At 48.0% G+C, this 16,566-nt stretch carries 19 protein-coding genes and 1 riboswitch; of the genes, 10 read left to right on the top strand and 9 right to left on the bottom strand.

Annotated elements, in window-relative coordinates; genetic code table 11:
• The first annotated feature begins 109 nt into the window (after nucleotides 1-109).
• From rpiB to LTAR_RS09945, 3 genes are read left to right on the top strand one after another with little or no spacing between them, the layout of a single operon-like run.
• The gene (gene rpiB, locus LTAR_RS09955; RefSeq protein WP_062422094.1) at nucleotides 110-577 is read left to right on the top strand and encodes a ribose 5-phosphate isomerase B; all 468 of its coding nucleotides are present in this window, start codon (nucleotides 110-112) and stop codon (nucleotides 575-577) included.
• Nucleotides 578-586: 9 nt separating this feature from the next.
• The gene (locus LTAR_RS09950) at nucleotides 587-1,273 is read left to right on the top strand and encodes a class II aldolase/adducin family protein (protein ID WP_062422093.1); all 687 of its coding nucleotides are present in this window, start codon (nucleotides 587-589) and stop codon (nucleotides 1,271-1,273) included.
• 2 nt (nucleotides 1,274-1,275) lie between these two features.
• On the top strand, nucleotides 1,276-2,208 hold the full coding sequence (locus LTAR_RS09945) for a 1-phosphofructokinase family hexose kinase (RefSeq protein WP_062422092.1): 933 nt from the start codon (nucleotides 1,276-1,278) through the stop codon (nucleotides 2,206-2,208).
• A 54-nt stretch (nucleotides 2,209-2,262) separates the two neighbouring features.
• On the opposite strand, the gene LTAR_RS09940 is transcribed toward LTAR_RS09945, so the two are convergent.
• The 5 genes from LTAR_RS09940 to LTAR_RS09920 all read right to left on the bottom strand — a co-directional run bounded on the left by LTAR_RS09940 (nucleotide 2,263) and on the right by LTAR_RS09920 (nucleotide 7,231).
• Nucleotides 2,263-3,699 carry a thioredoxin domain-containing protein gene (locus LTAR_RS09940; RefSeq protein WP_062422091.1) on the bottom strand — a complete coding sequence of 479 codons (1,437 nt, stop codon included), beginning with the start codon at nucleotides 3,697-3,699 and terminating at the stop codon, nucleotides 2,263-2,265.
• A gap of 158 nt (nucleotides 3,700-3,857) precedes the next feature.
• Nucleotides 3,858-4,433: a ferritin-like domain-containing protein gene (locus tag LTAR_RS09935; RefSeq protein WP_062422090.1), complete on the bottom strand. Its 576-nt coding sequence runs from the start codon at nucleotides 4,431-4,433 to the stop codon at nucleotides 3,858-3,860.
• Nucleotides 4,434-4,527: 94 nt separating this feature from the next.
• Entirely contained in the window at nucleotides 4,528-5,868 is a 1,341-nt protein-coding gene (locus LTAR_RS09930; RefSeq protein ID WP_062422089.1) for a serine/threonine-protein kinase, read from the bottom strand.
• On the bottom strand, nucleotides 5,865-6,683 hold the full coding sequence (locus tag LTAR_RS09925; RefSeq protein WP_062422088.1) for a mechanosensitive ion channel family protein: 819 nt from the start codon (nucleotides 6,681-6,683) through the stop codon (nucleotides 5,865-5,867). The genes LTAR_RS09930 and LTAR_RS09925 overlap by 4 nt, the downstream gene beginning before the upstream one ends.
• A gap of 14 nt (nucleotides 6,684-6,697) precedes the next feature.
• The gene (locus LTAR_RS09920; protein WP_139044493.1) at nucleotides 6,698-7,231 is read right to left on the bottom strand and encodes a hypothetical protein; all 534 of its coding nucleotides are present in this window, start codon (nucleotides 7,229-7,231) and stop codon (nucleotides 6,698-6,700) included.
• A 93-nt stretch (nucleotides 7,232-7,324) separates the two neighbouring features.
• Here LTAR_RS09920 and LTAR_RS09915 point away from each other — a divergent pair, with 93 nt between their 5' ends.
• From LTAR_RS09915 to LTAR_RS09890, 7 genes are all read left to right on the top strand, one after another.
• A complete protein-coding gene (locus LTAR_RS09915) occupies nucleotides 7,325-7,963 on the top strand; it encodes a hypothetical protein (RefSeq protein WP_062422086.1) in 639 nt (212 codons plus the stop codon).
• A gap of 186 nt (nucleotides 7,964-8,149) precedes the next feature.
• On the top strand, nucleotides 8,150-8,926 hold the full coding sequence (locus LTAR_RS09910; protein WP_062422085.1) for a DUF1295 domain-containing protein: 777 nt from the start codon (nucleotides 8,150-8,152) through the stop codon (nucleotides 8,924-8,926).
• An 82-nt stretch (nucleotides 8,927-9,008) separates the two neighbouring features.
• A riboswitch (TPP riboswitch) is annotated at nucleotides 9,009-9,120 on the top strand.
• Between the two features lie 31 nt (nucleotides 9,121-9,151).
• A complete protein-coding gene (locus LTAR_RS16890) occupies nucleotides 9,152-9,814 on the top strand; it encodes a thiamine diphosphokinase (RefSeq protein WP_158423422.1) in 663 nt (220 codons plus the stop codon).
• Between the two features lie 10 nt (nucleotides 9,815-9,824).
• Complete coding sequence (locus LTAR_RS09905; protein WP_062422084.1) at nucleotides 9,825-11,003, top strand: thiamine ABC transporter substrate-binding protein; 1,179 nt, start codon at nucleotides 9,825-9,827, stop codon at nucleotides 11,001-11,003.
• Nucleotides 11,000-12,799, top strand: a complete 1,800-nt coding sequence (locus LTAR_RS09900; RefSeq protein WP_062422083.1) for an ABC transporter permease — start codon at nucleotides 11,000-11,002, stop codon at nucleotides 12,797-12,799. Before LTAR_RS09905 ends, LTAR_RS09900 begins: the two co-directional genes overlap by 4 nt.
• Nucleotides 12,745-13,884, top strand: a complete 1,140-nt coding sequence (locus LTAR_RS09895; RefSeq protein ID WP_139044491.1) for an ABC transporter ATP-binding protein — start codon at nucleotides 12,745-12,747, stop codon at nucleotides 13,882-13,884. The genes LTAR_RS09900 and LTAR_RS09895 overlap by 55 nt, the downstream gene beginning before the upstream one ends.
• Nucleotides 13,872-14,345 carry a ribonuclease FAU-1 family protein gene (locus LTAR_RS09890; protein WP_062422081.1) on the top strand — a complete coding sequence of 158 codons (474 nt, stop codon included), beginning with the start codon at nucleotides 13,872-13,874 and terminating at the stop codon, nucleotides 14,343-14,345. Before LTAR_RS09895 ends, LTAR_RS09890 begins: the two co-directional genes overlap by 13 nt.
• Before the next feature lie 67 nt (nucleotides 14,346-14,412).
• Here LTAR_RS09890 and LTAR_RS09885 read toward each other — a convergent pair whose 3' ends face one another.
• The 4 genes from LTAR_RS09885 to LTAR_RS09870 are packed head-to-tail and all read right to left on the bottom strand — an operon-like array spanning nucleotide 14,413 to nucleotide 16,449.
• Entirely contained in the window at nucleotides 14,413-14,640 is a 228-nt protein-coding gene (locus tag LTAR_RS09885) for a hypothetical protein (RefSeq protein ID WP_062422080.1), read from the bottom strand.
• A 21-nt stretch (nucleotides 14,641-14,661) separates the two neighbouring features.
• On the bottom strand, nucleotides 14,662-14,985 hold the full coding sequence (locus LTAR_RS09880; RefSeq protein WP_062422079.1) for a DUF4190 domain-containing protein: 324 nt from the start codon (nucleotides 14,983-14,985) through the stop codon (nucleotides 14,662-14,664).
• 43 nt (nucleotides 14,986-15,028) lie between these two features.
• Complete coding sequence (locus LTAR_RS09875; protein WP_062422078.1) at nucleotides 15,029-15,601, bottom strand: DUF4126 domain-containing protein; 573 nt, start codon at nucleotides 15,599-15,601, stop codon at nucleotides 15,029-15,031.
• Between the two features lie 38 nt (nucleotides 15,602-15,639).
• On the bottom strand, nucleotides 15,640-16,449 hold the full coding sequence (locus LTAR_RS09870) for a DUF2085 domain-containing protein (protein ID WP_062422077.1): 810 nt from the start codon (nucleotides 16,447-16,449) through the stop codon (nucleotides 15,640-15,642).
• Between the last annotated feature and the right edge of the window lie 117 nt (nucleotides 16,450-16,566).

The following is a 16,566-nucleotide window of genomic DNA, read 5'->3' as shown; positions in this document are numbered from 1 at the left end:
AGGCTATTTCAAGTGCGTCCTGAACAGCCCGATGTAACTCTGATTCCTGTGATGTATAATTGAATTCACATAATTGAATGGCAAATGACAAAACAAGGAGTAGGTTTTCATGAAAATTGCTATTGGTAGTGATCACGCAGCATTTGCACTTAAAGAAGTTGTGAAAAAGCATCTGCTTGATTCAGGACATGAGGTTCTGGATATGGGGACATATTCTCCGGAGCGGGCTGATTATCCGGTGTACGGTGAAAAGGTCGCCAAAGCCGTTATTAATGGTGATGCGAAATATGGCGTGGCGATCTGTGGAACTGGTGCCGGTATTTCCATTACGGCCAACAAAGTACCCGGTATTCGCTGTGTGTTGGCCAGTGAACCCTACACAGCCGTGCTGTCACGCCGTCACAATGATGCCAATATGCTGGCCATGGGCGCACGTGTTGTTGGAGAAGGACTGGCCTGCATGATCGTTGACCAGTTTCTCGAAGCTGAATTTGAAGGCGGCCGGCATGCCGACCGGGTAGCGTTGATCACCAAACTTGACCAGAATCGCGATTCTAAAAAGACCATACTTTCCTAGGAGGCAGGAATGAAAATTATGCATGAAGAAATTCGTGAAAGAATTGCCGAACTGGGAAAATTGATGTTTGACCGGAAACTGACGGATACCGCCGGAGGAAATATATCTGTTCGTGCCGGTGATCATGTGTGCATAACACCGCGTTATGCCGGGAGCAAGTACCAGTGGCGGCTGCGCCCCGAACAGGTATTGGTTACCGACATGGAAGGGAACAAACTGGAAGGTGAAGGGGATATCTCGCGGGAAGCCAAGGTGCATTATGCTCTTTTGAAAACCTACCCTGAATCTGGCTCGGTTGTACATGGGCATGCCCAAAACATTATGGTTTTTTGTGCGGCCAACAAACCCATGCCGCCGGTTGTGGAAGCCACTCAGAAATATGGGGTCATCAAAGTAAGCCGCTATGCTACAGCGCATTCCGGCGGGTTGGCCGCCAATCTACTGGCCGATTTTGCCGACCAGGGTGACAGGATTCGCGCTTCGGCGGCTGCTGTGATGGCGGTTTATCACGGTTTGTTTGTACTGGCGAAAGACCTTGAAACCGGTTTCGATGTGACAGAACGCCTGGACAGAAATGCCCGTGTGATTTTACAGGCACGCAGCCTGTTCCCGGCCAACGTAGACCCGGGTGAAGAGATGTATAAGGCATGCGCCGAAACCATTGCGGCATTCAAGGCGTCTCAGGCACCGAAATAAGTATGATCGTATCTGTAAACCCAAACACCTGCATTGATCGGACGCTGGTTGTTCCAGAATTTGTATTAAATAAAACCATCCGGGCGACCAAATTTGCCCTTGGAATGGGGGGTAAAGCAGCTGATGCCTCCTGGATACTGGGGGAATATGGCATTCCCAGTCTGACGCTGGGATTTGCGGCGGGAGCTTCCGGCAGGCAAATGGAGCAGATGCTTCAAGACCGGGGAGCTCAAACTGATTTCACCTGGGTGGAAGGGGAAACCCGTGTCCATACCATTATTGTGATGGAAGACGGCAGCGGGCAGTCAACTTTTGCCGTTCCCACTTTAATCGTTAAACCCGGCCATGTTGTGGACCTTGAAACCCGGTATTCCAGGGCCCTGGATCAGGCTTCCTGCGTGGTGGTTGGAGGCACTCTGCCGCCGGATGTACCCTTTGACCTGTATACCCGTCTGGTGAAAGAAGCCCGGATGAAAAGCATACCGGTGGCTCTGGATGCCAGCGGCCAGAGTTTGCGGGCTGGTCTTTCTGGCAGGCCGACGGTTATCAAACCGAACCGGATTGAACTGGAAGAACTGGTGGGCAGGAGCCTTACATCACTGGATGAAATCTATGCGGCAGGGAAGAACATCCAGCAAGAATATGGCTGTTCACTGGTTATCACCCTCGGACAGGACGGCACTCTGGCGATCTTGCCTGATGCCGCCTACCAGATTCCCATTCTGCCGGTTAAGGTCGTTTCAACGGCAGGAGCAGGAGATGGTATGCTGGCCGGGCTGGCTGCCGCACTTTCTGAAGGAAGGCCGCTGGAAGATGGATTGCGGTTAGGGACAGCCATGGCGGCGGCCGTCTGCATGCAGCTGGGCACGGCTGATTGCCGTAAAGAGGATATTGAAAACCTGCTGCCGCAGGTTCAAATCCTTTCATTTGCTTGATAAAACTTTTTAAACGAGAAAACCGGGAGCTTTTTGACTCCCGGTTTTTGTGTATTAATGTTTTTTATGGCCTTTTCCCGTCGGTTTCATTTCTGAACCGATATAAATACCGAAGGCGGGTAATATTCTGCGGTGGAGAAGCAGAATCAGTAATGTAGCCGCCAATGCTCCACCAAACACAATCATCGAGCTGTTCAGATTGTTCATGATGAACGGATCCACGAGCATGGCAATGGCCAGCGCCAGCATCAACGTACCGCCAATCAATTTCAAAATGCGGCCGTGTTTCTCTTCTATCTTGGTTGATTTAAGGCTAATGACGGCTGCCATAAAAATGCCTAATTCATCCAACTGGTAGATGAAGAGATACAAAAGCAGTAGCAGGGCGAATGCCAGAGGCGCCACTTTCTGGGCAGATAACAGGTTTGTCCAGATGACCGGAAAACCGGCGGTACAGGCAAATTCCACCAGCGAAACCCCGGCGGCCAGAACGATGGTCGCTCCCACCAGTCCCCAGAAGGAATCACTGGCATCCACAACCTTGCGCATTTTCTGGAAAAGTCCGGGTTTTTTATCGTCAGCAATGGTCAGTGAGACGCCCTCTTTATACCAGAAGTAATCCTTGATGTTGATCAGGGCAAAAACCAGCGCAACTATAGAGACAATGGCCTGCACCCACTCCATAGAACTTAACAATGTCAGCGCGCTGAACAATCCCAGAATAAAAAGTGCATACACACCAGCCGTGACGGTTATAAAGACGAGACCGATGATCATCACTTTCTTTCGTGATCCGGTATGTAATGTGATGGCAAGAAGCATGGTGAGCGCCCAGATCGAACAGGGATTAACGCCATCCACAAAACCAATCAACAGGGTAGCAATAGGTAGAGATTGGTTTTCCAGGTTTACCTCTCCCATTAATGGGACGTTGATAACGTTCGAGCCAGACGTATTTGTTTCTTTGGCTGAACTGGAAGCTGGGTCTATGGTTGGAACTGCTTCTGTGTTTGTAGAGGCTATCTCATCGGGTTTCAGGGTAAGCGGCAAACCGGCTGCCAATTCTGCCTCTGTCAGCGTGTCTTTCGCCAGATCTTTACAGCGGTTGGCGGAGCAATAGATGACGGTATCTTCGATTTCTTTACCGACACTGTCAGAATACCCCACCCAGTACTTATCTCCCAGGAAAGTGATGGGCACACCAGATGCTTCAAATCCGGCGGCTTTGGTTAATTTTTCCATGATGGGAATATTGGATTCAACATACCAAACTTCATAGGTGCGAATAGACAGATTGGGATATGCCTTCTGCAAGTTCGCCAAAAATGGCCGCTCGGCCGCGCAATGTGGACAGCCATTACCCCAGATAAGAGTGATGGTCACCGGGTTGACATTTTGCGCATAGACTTTTTGGGGAATTGTCAGTACAGCCGTGATGACCAGAAGAATCACAACAAGAAAAGCGTGGAAAAAGCGGCGCATTGTTTTCATAAGTCAAGTAGAATGCTCATTCGTCAAGTTGGAATGGGTATTTCAGGTCGGTATTGGGCATATTATAGCGTATGCAGAGAATTGACAATACAGAAAGGCAGGATCAACCGTATGTTTGATCCTGCCTGGATTATTATCTATATGTGAAATAAGCTGTTTTAATCGCAGGTCTGGAATGCAACAAGATGATTCTGCAATGAGGCCTGCTGAAGATTTGAATAAACCCTTAATAAATCATCATGGCTGGTGATATTTTTCAATGTGTCGTACAGAGCAGCATCTTCTATTTCTGCCTTCACTCCAGCCTGGCATGCGGATGCCTGGTCCGAGAAAACTGGCGTAGTATCCAATCCGGAATTACTGGGAACAGAGACACCGTATTTTTCAGCCTGTCTGATTAAAGCGGTTATATGTTGTTGTTCTGAAGCGGCAATTTGATCAAAAGGAATGACGGAGCCTAATTGCTGAATGACACTCTGATACAGATTGAATGCCTTGTATTCTTCCAGAATTGCTTTCGTAAGGCCTTCCTTCTCTTCAGTGGTCAATGGAATACCGGAAGAACCTGATCCCTGTCTGGATGTTCCTCCATTTCCTCCAGGGCCGCCGCGCAGATCACTGGATTCAATACCTGCGGCAGATACCGGTAAAGCAACTATCATAATACCCAGCATGGCTATCCAGATAGCGGCAAGGAAAGATGTTTTTATATTTCTACGGGTAAAGATACTCATTTTTCACTCCTCACAAGATTCAACGATTTGATGATTGGATGATACGGTTCTGTTGTGAAGGAATGATGAAGAATTGATGGGATTTTTGTGAGGTTTATTTCAGTTTTTGAATCTGCTGACGGGCATATATTCGCAGACTTTCCAAATCTTTATTGTCGTGGGTCCAGGCAATACATTCACGGTAGAGATTTTTGGCTTCCGCATTTCTTTTTAACAGGGTAAGGATATCACCCTGGTCGCATTTCAATTTGGCCCAGGCAGACTGCTCGTCTTCTGGAACCAGTGAAGATGCCTTCGCATAGGCTTCAACAGCCAACAACGGCCGACCAGCCTCGGTCATCTGGCGTGCCACCGTCTGGCAGGTTTGCGGGGAGGTGCATCGTTTAATTGAGGCCTGATTGGATTGGCGGGAAAGCCAGATCAATCCACCGGCCATGGTAATTAACAGAATCACCAGTCCGATAGCCAGAAGCCAACCGGTTTCCCTGTTGATAGTCTGTTTAACTGACGGGGTTGAGCGGGTCTGCCGGTTGGATTCCTTCCCTGAATCTCCAATCTTTCCCACTGGGCCGGGTGGTCTTGATGATTGAACCGGTTGGATGATGTTCATGAAATTTCTAGACATTTCTGATGCCGTGGAGAACCGGTCTGCCGGGTTTTTGGTCAGTGCCTTTTTCAGTAATAAAACCATGCTTTCCGGCAAGTCTGACCGGATGGTTCGTGGGTCTGGTAAAGGTGCAGCAATCTGTTTCTGCAGAACCGCAAGAGGTGATTCCGCGTCAAAAGGGACTGCTCCTGTTAACATTTCATACAGAATTATCCCCAGTGAATACAGATCGCTGGCAAAGGTCAGCGTTTTCCCCTCACATTGTTCCGGAGACATATAAGCCGGGGTTCCCAGAATGGAACCGGTGCGGGTGATTTCTGCCTCATCCACCATGCGTGATATACCGAAATCCGTTAGGAAAACCACATTGGAATTGTCAACCAGAATATTGGCCGGTTTCAAGTCGCGGTGCAACATCCCCTGTGTATGGGCGTAATCCAATGCGCTGGCTATTTGTTTTAAAATTCGACCGACCTGATCAAACGGCATGTATTTTCCAGAAGCTCGCAGCGCTTCCAGGGTCTGTTTAAGCGTTCCACCACGGATATATTCCATCACAAGGAAGAGACTATCTCCCTGTGTGTCAAAATCATAGACCTGAACGATCCCGGGATGACGGAGTGAAGCCGACAAGCGGGCTTCACGTTCAAAACGGGCAATAAAGGCCGGGTCATCCGTCAGTGACGAATGCAGCACTTTAATAGCCACATCGCGATTCAGTTTCTCATGCCGGCCCCGGTAGACTTCCGCCATCCCTCCGTGACCAATGCATTCCATCACGCGGTATTTTCCCAGCAGGCTACCGGAAGGAGGATACAGGTCGGTCATCCGGCCAGCTCAATTTTTTCTGTACTGAATCGTTCTTGAATTCGGTGCATCAACTTAAGACGCAGATCAGCCGCCTTGCCGAAGGCCGCCTTGGCCGCCACAATGATTTCTACTTTGCTGCCGCTCAGGTTGGTCGAGCCGACTACCTGGTATGGTTCCAGAAGATCGTTCATCTCAGAGAAAATCTCTGCACTTAATGCTTTCAAAACGTCTGTTGCCCGACCCACATCCTGCGGCATCACAAACAGACTGATGTTCGCATTCGAGAATTTGCCCCGGCTAAAATTCCGCACAATGCGAATTTCGCCGTTTGGAAGGGTGTACATTTCACCGGTGGGGGACCGCACCAGTGTGGTGGTCAGGTTGATCTCTTCGACCACCCCCTGAATATTTTCAGGAGGAATAAGGAATTCCACTTTTTCGCCAATATCAAAGGTAACGTTGAAGATAAAACCCATTCCCGCCAAAAGATCACTGACAAATGGTTTGGCCCCAAAACCAAATGCCGCACTGAACAAACCGAGTATCCAGATGAGGGTGGAAACGGGAATAAACAACGAAAGAGAGACCATGACAGCTAGGAAAAACGCTGTGAATGTGATCCCGCTGGAAAGCAGAGATTTCAATGTTCGGGTGCGTTCGATCGATGGACGCCGTTTTTCTGGTGCCAGGCGGCTTAATGAGACCATCCGGCGGGCCAGCATGCCGCCAAATATGGATACGAGTGCAGCTGCCCCGAAAATGATGGCAATCACCAAAAGAAGCTGCATGGTGATTGGGGTAATTGTGATTTGTGTAGGAGTGGATGTATCCATACGTTGTTACTCTGTCATTTCGCTGGAGGAGCGGGCGGGGCTGCTTTGGGCTTGTTTTGACCCGATTGGATAACAATACCGGCCAGGATTAGCACAAGCAGTACGATCAATCCAGCAGCACCTTCAAGATTGATTGCCCGGGTGATTAAAGACGCCCCCGCAAAACTGGAGATGATCACCAGAGACAACTCAAAAAGAAAATGCACAATCAAAATCCCGATCAGGCCGCCCAGCAGAAAAATAACCCAATCCCAGCTTTCAACACCGATATTTAATGTTTTGACCAACGAAACCCCCAGGTACCCCCCGGCAATGAATCCGGCGACGCTGATCATAATGCGCTGCAAGACCAGTGCGAGAACGGCAAATGCGGCGCCGATACCTACAGCCACCAGGGCACGTTCTCCCAAGGTTTGAGGGTGGAAAAAGAATTCTGAAATAAACAACCCGGCAATGGCACCACACAGGCCGACCACAACCCAGTACAATTTTTTACCGGCTACCATCAACAAACCACCGGCTCCCAGTTGTAAAAGTGTCGAAATCATCCCCACCTCATGAAAAATCTTTGTTTCAATTATTATGATAATGTATCTCACGTTATAATACGGAAATTGTAAAAATTCCAGTTGGATAGACAATTGAACACATTTTCACATTCCCTTCCTTCAAATGTATCGGATATATTTAATACGTTCAAAACTCCGGCAGATGTGCAGGCATACCTCGATGCCACTCCTTACAGCCCTGAAGACCGGAATCGATGCCCGGTAACTGTAATCAAGGACCGTCTGGCGCATTGTCTCGATGGAGGTTTATTTGCCGCCCTGGGTCTTCGTTTTCTAGGGTATCCACCTATTTTGATTGATTTGCAGTCAGAAGCCGGACTAGATGATGACCATGTGCTGGCAGTCTATCAACAAGACGGCCTGTGGGGTGCCGTGGCAAAATCCAACTTCAATGGGTTGCGTCTGCGCGAACCGGTATTCCGTTCGCTGCGCGAACTGGCCATGTCTTATTTTGAGGATTATTTCAATATCGACGGAGTCAAATCTCTGCGGTATTACACCATTCCTCTGGATTTACAGATTCTGGATTCGAAAAACTGGATGGCGGATGATTCCGGCGCTGACGTAATTGAGAAAATCTTGAAACACCGACGCAAGGTATCTCTTATTCCCAAGAATGTGGCTCAAAAACTGAACCGAGTGGATGAGTTGTCGTATCAGGCTGGAATGCTGGGCGTGAATCACGACGGCCTTTATAAACCGAAGATCTAATTTTTCCCCCGGTATAAATATCTGACACATTTAATTATCTCCCGTTCAAGAACCATTGTACGGGAGATGTTGTATTTTTTATTGTTTTTTTGTCCATCAGTGGGAATAATAAGATTGAGTTTTATTCATCACTGAGTGGGATAGAAATCCCCAAAAGACAAGACAGAGAAAAGAAAGGCAAATTGTATGCTTAATTCCTGGTTCTTATCGGGTCTGGCTATTCTTTTTGTGATTACCCTGTTATGGATTGTCAGTCTGATTGTCAAAAACAGCAGCATCATCGATATCTTCTGGGGACCGTTCTTTGTTCTGATTGTCTGGGTTTCGTTTTCTGTTTCCCAATTCCACCCCGGATTGCGTCAATGGATTGTCTTAACCACGGTTTCACTATGGGGGTTACGATTGGGCGGGTATGTTTTCTGGCGCAACCATGGGAAGGGAGAGGACTTTCGTTATGCCGCCTGGCGGCAACAATATGGGCGTACCTGGGTTTGGCGCAGCTTTTTCCAGGTTTTTCTTCTTCAAGGGGTGCTGGCGTGGATCATAAGCTGGCCGCTTGTTTATATCGTCTCATCACCGACCCCGGCAGGTCTGACGTTTCTTGATGGGGCAGGCGTACTGGCATGGATCATCGGGTTTTGTTTTGAAGCCGGGGGTGATTATCAGCTGGCTAAATTCAGGGCGGATTCGGGAAACAAAGGAAAAATCCTGCAGTCAGGTTTTTGGAAATACACCCGTCACCCGAATTATTTTGGAGATTCATTCCAATGGTGGGGATGGTATGTGATGGCTCTCGGAACTGGAGGTTGGTGGACTGTTTTCAGCCCGGCAATGATGACCTTCCTGCTGATAAAAATTTCCGGAGTGGCCCTGCTGGAACGAACCCTGGCAGAGAAAAAGCCCGGTTACCGGGAATACATGGAAAAGACCAGTGCATTCTTCCCCTGGTTTCCAAAAAGTTGAGTTTTTAAAAAAATATCAGTCTGTAGGTTGTTCATTTGTACAGGGATTTGTCAATACGACAGATTCGGAGTAAGATAAAGATACATTGATTACGGGGAGCCTGAAATTTCCAGGCTGAGAGGAGGACGCAAAGTCCTCGACCCGCTGAACCTGATCCGGGTAATGCCGGCGTAGGGAGGCACACGCGAGTTAATCCAGCACCCTCCCCCGGCGGAGGGTGTTTTTTTGACGAACCAGAGAGCTGTCATTTTTGCAAACGGTGAAATCACTGATCTCAACAGTCTGAGGCAATTATTACGAGCCGGGGATCTATGCATTGCGGCAGATGGAGGGCTGCGCCACCTCTTTGCATTAGGGGTGATGCCTTCTGTGTTGATAGGCGACCTGGATTCTGTCACTCCGTTGGATGTGGAAAAAGCCCGGGAACAGGGAACGCAGGTACTTAAGTTTCCAGTTGATAAAAATGAAACCGACCTGCAATTGGCCATTCAGTATGCCGTTGAAGCAGGATGTTTGGAAATCATTATTACTGCCGCACTTGGCGGTCGGCTCGACCAGACTCTGGGGAATATATTCCTGTTGATGCAGCCGGCCTTGCAGGAAATCAACTGCCGTCTGGATGATGGGCGTGAAGAAGTATTTCTGATCGCTTCATCGGCTGAAATCACCGGTTCTCCGGGTGATGTGGTTTCGTTATTGCCTGTTGGCGAGCCGGTCTATGATGTGAAAACAGAAGAGATGAAATATCCGCTGGTCTATGAGAAACTATTCCCCGATCAAACCAGGGGGATAAGTAATGTCATGCTTTCACGGCATGCAAAGGTAACTATTTCCCGTGGAAAATTGATTTGCATTCATACCCGGCAAATAATGCCGGTTACAAAGTAGAGGAGTTGAAATGAAGAAAATTATATTCCCCATGGTCATAGCCGTTCTGGCGTTTTCTGCCTGTACAACGGCTGCGCCTGCACCCACGGTTGCGCCCACAACTGCACTTTCTGACACAGTTGCGCCGGTTGAACCGACTCAATCAACTGCCACAGAAGTTCCTGCTGCAACGTCTGCGCCGACTCAGACGGAACCAGCACCGGCTTCACAGGGGGCACCTGAAACCCTTACCATCCTGACACATGATTCCTTTTCCGCCAGTGAAGGTGTAATTACGGCTTTTGAAAAACAGAACAATGTCAAATTAAGTTTTATCAAAGGCGGCGATGCCGGTGCCACAGTCAACCGGGCGATCCTTTCTAAAGATTCACCTCTGGCTGATGTCATCTACGGAGTAGATAACACTTTCTTTTCGCGCGCTGAATCCGGCGGAATTCTGGAAAGCTATGCCTCGCCCAATTTAGCAGATATTCCCGATGATTTGAAGCTTTCAAAAAACAACCTGCTTTTGCCTGTGGATTATGGTGACGTCTGTATTAATTACGACAAGGCTTATTTCGCTGATAAAAAACTGGCATTGCCTCAATCGCTGCTGGATCTCACCAAACCTGAATATAAAGGCTTGCTGGTAATTGAAAATCCGGCAACCAGTTCACCAGGATTGGCTTTCATGCTCGCCACCATCAACGAATTCGGTGTGGATACCTACCTGGATTACTGGAAGTCGTTGAAAAATAATGATCTGCTGGTAGTGAATGATTGGGAATCGGCATACTATACCCAATTCAGTGGTTCCACCGGTAAAGGTCCTCGACCAATGGTGGTTTCATACGGCACCAGTCCGGCTGTTGAGGTGGTTTACGCTGATCCCAAACCTCAAGATGCCCCTACAGCTTCTCTTGTTGGGAAGAATATGTGCTTCCGTCAAATTGAGTTTGTAGGAATTCTCAAAGGAACAACCAAACGTGCCCTGGCAGAAAAGTTTGTCGATTTTATGCTGAGCACCGAATTCCAGAATGATATTCCCTTACAAATGTTTGTGTTCCCGGCCAACAAGAAAGCTACGCTCCCGGAAGAATTTGTGAAATACAACCAGGTGCCTGAAAAACCGGCTGCCGTGAACCCTATTGATATCGCCAACAATCGGGAAGAATGGATTGAAGATTGGGAGAAGACCGTTATCAAGTGAGATTAAAAAATGCAGCTTTTTCTGAGAGGGCAGGGGATGAGCCTGCCCTCCAGAATGAAATTCGAACCAATCCGGTAACTGTTGGATCTTCTCGGAAGCAAACTCATATGGAAAGTCGTCTGCTTCATCGAGAAAACCTTCAGACGGCTTTGTTATGGGCTGCTCCGGCAGCCTTTCTATTATTCTTCTACTTCTATCCACTGGCAGCGGTATTCCTCGAATCCTGGGAAGCGGCCGTTGATTCCTCAATAAACTGGCAACGGGTGTTCCAACCGCTCGGATTCACACTCTGGCAGGCTATTCTGTCTACTATTTTGACGCTGTTGGTGGGATTACCGGCTGCCTACCTCTTTACCCATTATGAATTCCCACTCAAATCAGTCTTAAAGGGAATGACGACCCTCCCATTCATCCTTCCAACAGTGGTGGCGGCAGCGGCTATTAATTCCCTGTATGGGCCGCGTGGGTGGTTCAACCTGGGGTGGATGGCTTTGACAGGAACTGACACTCCGGTGATAAACATTGTCAATTCGCTGGCAGCCATTTTACTGGCACATGTGTTTTACAACACAGCCGTAATCATACGAGTCACCGGCAGCGCCTGGGAGAAGATGGATTCACGCTTGCCGGAAGCCGCCCGTGTGCTGGGGGCTTCGCCGTTCAAAGCTTTGACGGAAATCACCCTCCCGCTCTTGCTTCCATCCATTCTGGCATCGTCTGTGCTGGTTTTCATGTTTGATTTCACCAGCTTTGGTGTGATCCTCATGCTGGGTGGACCCGGTTTTTCCACACTGGAAACCGAGGTGTATTACCAGGCATTGCAGCGTTTGAACCTGCCTATGGCAAGCATCATCTCGATCATCCAACTGGTCTGCACGATTATGATCGGCGCCGCCTATTCTCGTATTAATAAAGCGGTACAAATCCCGCTGGTTCCCCGAATGCAGGCAGCCGGGCACATGAAAGCGGCCAATTTCCGTCAAAAACTGTTACTCATACTACTGGTCATTGGTCTGGTAATCTTGTTCGTTCTGCCCCTGACCTCTCTGGCAGCCCGGTCTGTCACCCGGCTTGAAGCGGAACGTGGTCAACGTACTGCCATTAATACCGGGTTGACTCTGGATTATTACCGTGAGCTGTTTATCAACCGACGACAATCCATTTTTTATGTGCCTCCGGTAAAAGCCGCTTTGAATTCTGTCGTATATGCGGCGGAAACTGTGGTTATCTCAGGAATACTGGGAGCTCTGGCTTCATTGGCTTTAAGGCGCAGGAATAAATTGACCCGTTTTATGGACACCCTGTTGATGCTCCCGCTGGGAACATCAGCTGTCACACTTGGATTGGGATACCTGCTGGTTTTTAACCGACCGCCTTTGGACGTGCGCAGCTTCACCCTGTTTATCCCCATTGCCCACAGCCTGGTAGCGCTTCCTTTTGTGATTCGGACCATTGCGCCGGCACTTGCTTCTATTCCAGATTCTTTGCGACAGGCGGCTGCCACACTCGGAGCGAACCCGATGCGTATCTGGTTGGAAGTTGATTGGCCAATCATGGCGCGGAGCGCTCTGGTAGCGGCCATCTTCTCGTTTACAATATCTCTCGGTGAATTTGGTGCAACCACATTTCTGGCACGGCCAGAAATGCCAACATTGCCTGTAGCCATCTTCCGTTTCCTCTCACAGCCGGGCGCATTAAATTATGGTCAGGCTATGGCTATGGCCACCTTCCTCATGGTTGTTTGCCTGACCGGGATATTATCCATGGAACGGATGAAGGTCTTTTCTTTCGAATAATCCTTGAAAATCAGGTATCCAAAATGACTCTGGAAGTCAAACAAATCGAAAAATCCTACGATAATGCTCCCCTCTTAAGGGGAGTCTCATTCACGGTAGATTCAGGCGAGACAGTCTGTCTGCTGGGGCGGTCGGGTAGTGGCAAAAGTACCCTGTTGCGAATTATTGCCGGCCTTGAAAATGCCGAAGGCGGCCAGGTATTATGGGACGGGCGGGATATGTCAGATGTCCCTGTTCACCAGCGGGGATTTGGTTTGATGTTCCAGGATTATGCACTTTTTCCACATCGTAGTGTGGAACAGAATGTGGCCTTTGGTCTGCGGATGCAAAATCTGGATGACCGTGAAATCAAAAAACGGACAGGTGAGATGTTGGACTTGGTACACCTGACTGGATTTGCCAACCGTAAAGTGACGGATCTTTCAGGCGGCGAACAACAACGCATTGCCCTGGCACGGGCTCTGGCTCCGCATCCCAAATTGTTAATGCTGGATGAACCTCTGGGAGCCTTGGACCGTACCTTAAAGCAAACGTTATTGGATGATTTGCGTCAGATTGTCCGAACAGCCTGTATTCCGGTGGTGTATGTAACGCATGATCAGGAAGAGGCTTTTTCCATTGCAGACCGGTTGATTATGTTGAACAGTGGAAAAATAGAACAGGTGGGTTCGCCTGAACAGGTATACCGGCATCCGGTATCTTTATGGGTGGCAGAATTCCTCGGCCTGGGGAACATTATTCTTGCAGAAAAGAATGGCGGCAAATCTGATACAATTTCCACGCAATTTGGCGAAATCCCATTTGCTGTTGGATCCGGTGTATCTACAGAAAGGGAATTGCATTTGTTGCTCCTTCCCGAAGTTCCGGGAATGAGAATTTCCCTCGAGAAAAATCCGGAAGAGAATGAAGGCAGTTATATGCTCATTACCGGGCAGGTAACTGAAACTATTTTTTTGGAAGGAAAATATAGACTATCCATAAAAACAAATGGCCCCAGCCTGCGTTTTGTGTCTCAAACGCAATTTAATACTGGTGAAAATATTCGTATTGAGTATCCCATTGGTGAAATACAATGTCTGAATTAGAACCGGAGACCGTTCTGGTCTTAAAATTTAATACCGATCATCAAGAAACCTGGCGGTACGACGGAAAGGTGATATCCCGGACGCCAGAAAGCGTTTTATTAGAAGCCTACTTCAACCGACCGGACAAGCTTTTTCACGGCATTCTTTTGCGTGAAGGCGACCGCTTTGTAGAGAAATATTTCAATGATCGCTGGTATAACATCTTTGAAATTCATGATTGTGATACCGATGTTTTAAAAGGCTGGTATTGCAATGTGACTTACCCGGCTGTATTTGAAGATGGTGTGGTCAGTTATGTAGATCTTGCTTTGGATTTGCTGGTCTATCCAGACGGCCGGCAATTGGTGCTGGATGAAGATGAGTTTGCTGAATTGAAACTCAATGAGGTCGATACATCCCGAGCCTGGCAGGCTCTGGCCGAATTACAGCGGATCATGAAAATACCATTCATATTGAATTAATAAGCAAAAACCGGGAATTTGTTTCAGTGAACTCCCGGTTTCTTTGTAGAGAAATGATAATTTCGGATCAGACCAGGGCAGGAATCATCATACTGGTCTGAATACTCTGCATGATCTGATCGCCGTTGTTCCACAGATAAATGCCAATACCGACGCACGAACACAGACAGCACAGGACAATAACGACTACAAGAACAATGATCCAGGTCTTATTAGATTTTTTCTTTTCCGGTGGAATCGGTGGAGGTAAATCGGGTGATTCTGGAACAGGTATTGAATTGGGTGAATCTTGCATGGGTTTCTCCTCTGGATAGTATTACATCCCATTCATGAATGGGACACAGAATAATGGCATACTGATCAAACCACCAAAGACCAGTAGAGCAAAGCAGCCGCCGGCAATCATAAAGCCGACATTTAAATAACCCAAAACCAATCCGGCTGTAGCAAGTCCATCACCACCCACGCGCCCTCCGCTGTTGTGGATCTGATTCTTGGCAATATGACCGGCGATAATGGCGGCCACTCCACCAATGCCAAAGACGCCTGCCCAGCCCAATAAACCAGCGATCAAACTGAAAATAGCCCATCCACTGGTTTCAGTAACTGCCGGGGAACGTGGATATGATGATGTGCTCATGAATGGTTTCTCCAATCGGTATACGTATTTCTATTCTACAAAATTATGCGGCTGAGCGCGACTTGCCGTCTGAACTATGCCGCCAGCGGAAAATTATCCAGGCAGTGACCAGAATAATAATGGCGGCAATGACAACCGGGATCACTACAGAAAGAACTGAGATGCCAAAGGACACAAAGTCTTCAGCCATGGAGACAGCTACATTTGCGGTGCCGCCCGTAGTGGCAGTGACAGCCGGTCGAAGCAAACCGGCTTTGGCGGTGTGTACTGCACCCGCGATCAGGAGACCCATACCCAGGGAGAGTACCGGATGAATATCAGAGACAATATTGGCGCTGGCTGCAAAAGCAATAGCGCCGGCAGCCGGGCGGACAAACGTCTGAATAATATCGTTTACATGATTTACTGCCGGGACTTTATCGGCAAAGAACTCAATTAATGACAGAAAAACCAGGATACCGATGATCCACCAATCCGTCAATACGTTCCAGGGTTCACGCAGCTGGATTAATTTGGTAAATTTTGCCAGAAGTGAAATGGTCAGCAATGGGATGTATGCATTCAGCCCGGCGCTGGCTGAAAGTCCAAAAGCTGAAAAAACATTAATTAGTTCCATTATTCCTCCATTCTCCTATATATACTATACGAGAAATTTTATAAAAAGTTGAATCCATTCCAGGTTCCGGTAATAATCAATCGAGCTAAATCGATCACCAGTATCTGCAAAATTGCCGTGCCAAATCCGAGAAACAGGTAGCCAATCAGGTCACCTGTTGTAGAAAAAGCATTCTCCTTTTTCAAGATCATGACCCAGACAATTGTATAGATCAGTCCAAGGATGGCTAAAACCGTAAAAGCCGAGGCGAGTGCCAGAGGATACAGAAGCAGGGGATTCTCTGTCAACATCAGGCTAGATGTGATCAAAGCACCGATCAGCAGCCCAATCAATTCGCGCCAATTTTTTACAGCCGGTTCAGAATCCCAAAATTGCCAGAAACTTTGATGAACAATGGGCATCAAGATAATTGACATCCCCAACCCGACTCCAGTTCCGGTGATCAACCTGAAGATATTATTCGGCTCATATAATCCGGGGAAATTGGGGAGAAGATGGACATATGAATTGACACCGTCAACACCGAATAAAATCAGCAGGAAGCCAAGGGCAAAGAGAATCTTCCGGGGAGGAAACCCGCCTTTGCGTCCGGTTTTGAAGTGATATAAGAGGCCGACGAAGGCACCAAGATACATACCAGAACAACGGGCACATAAAGGAAGTTGACGTTCACCGAGGTCGAATGAACGGGCATGGATGCGATGGCAGACGGCGTAGCCAATGGCATCTGCTTTTCCCAGCAAACCAGGCGGTGAGAAGTACAACCATGCTGAAAGGATTAGCGAAAAAAAGAATAAGCCAAACCAGGTAGAACGGTTAAACCTTTTTAAGAAAGGGCGATCTGACATAATCCCCTCATTATACTTACACGTTTTTTACTTGACACCGTTCTTTATCTATGAAATACTACATATAAGCAATAATCCATCCCCCATTGCCATTCTAACGTGAGGAGGTGGTGCCTA

Source organism: Leptolinea tardivitalis, assembly GCF_001050275.1.
In the GTDB taxonomy this organism is placed as follows: domain Bacteria; phylum Chloroflexota; class Anaerolineae; order Anaerolineales; family Anaerolineaceae; genus Leptolinea; species Leptolinea tardivitalis.
Note: the sequence above shows the minus strand (reverse complement) of the source record. Positions and strands in the feature narration are given on the sequence as shown.

Coding starts and splice junctions, on each gene's coding strand:
- LTAR_RS09925 (WP_062422088.1), bottom strand. CDS start 6,683: ATGGATACATCCACTCCTACACAAATCACAATTACCCCAATCACCATG.
- LTAR_RS09910 (WP_062422085.1), top strand. CDS start 8,150: ATGCTTAATTCCTGGTTCTTATCGGGTCTGGCTATTCTTTTTGTGATT.
- LTAR_RS09935 (WP_062422090.1), bottom strand. CDS start 4,433: ATGAGTATCTTTACCCGTAGAAATATAAAAACATCTTTCCTTGCCGCT.
- LTAR_RS09875 (WP_062422078.1), bottom strand. CDS start 15,601: ATGGAACTAATTAATGTTTTTTCAGCTTTTGGACTTTCAGCCAGCGCC.
- LTAR_RS09905 (WP_062422084.1), top strand. CDS start 9,825: ATGAAGAAAATTATATTCCCCATGGTCATAGCCGTTCTGGCGTTTTCT.
- LTAR_RS09870 (WP_062422077.1), bottom strand. CDS start 16,449: ATGTCAGATCGCCCTTTCTTAAAAAGGTTTAACCGTTCTACCTGGTTT.
- LTAR_RS09920 (WP_139044493.1), bottom strand. CDS start 7,231: ATGATTTCGACACTTTTACAACTGGGAGCCGGTGGTTTGTTGATGGTA.
- LTAR_RS09945 (WP_062422092.1), top strand. CDS start 1,276: ATGATCGTATCTGTAAACCCAAACACCTGCATTGATCGGACGCTGGTT.
- LTAR_RS09890 (WP_062422081.1), top strand. CDS start 13,872: ATGTCTGAATTAGAACCGGAGACCGTTCTGGTCTTAAAATTTAATACC.
- LTAR_RS09885 (WP_062422080.1), bottom strand. CDS start 14,640: ATGCAAGATTCACCCAATTCAATACCTGTTCCAGAATCACCCGATTTA.
- LTAR_RS09950 (WP_062422093.1), top strand. CDS start 587: ATGAAAATTATGCATGAAGAAATTCGTGAAAGAATTGCCGAACTGGGA.
- rpiB (WP_062422094.1), top strand. CDS start 110: ATGAAAATTGCTATTGGTAGTGATCACGCAGCATTTGCACTTAAAGAA.
- LTAR_RS09880 (WP_062422079.1), bottom strand. CDS start 14,985: ATGAGCACATCATCATATCCACGTTCCCCGGCAGTTACTGAAACCAGT.
- LTAR_RS09930 (WP_062422089.1), bottom strand. CDS start 5,868: ATGACCGACCTGTATCCTCCTTCCGGTAGCCTGCTGGGAAAATACCGC.
- LTAR_RS09940 (WP_062422091.1), bottom strand. CDS start 3,699: ATGAAAACAATGCGCCGCTTTTTCCACGCTTTTCTTGTTGTGATTCTT.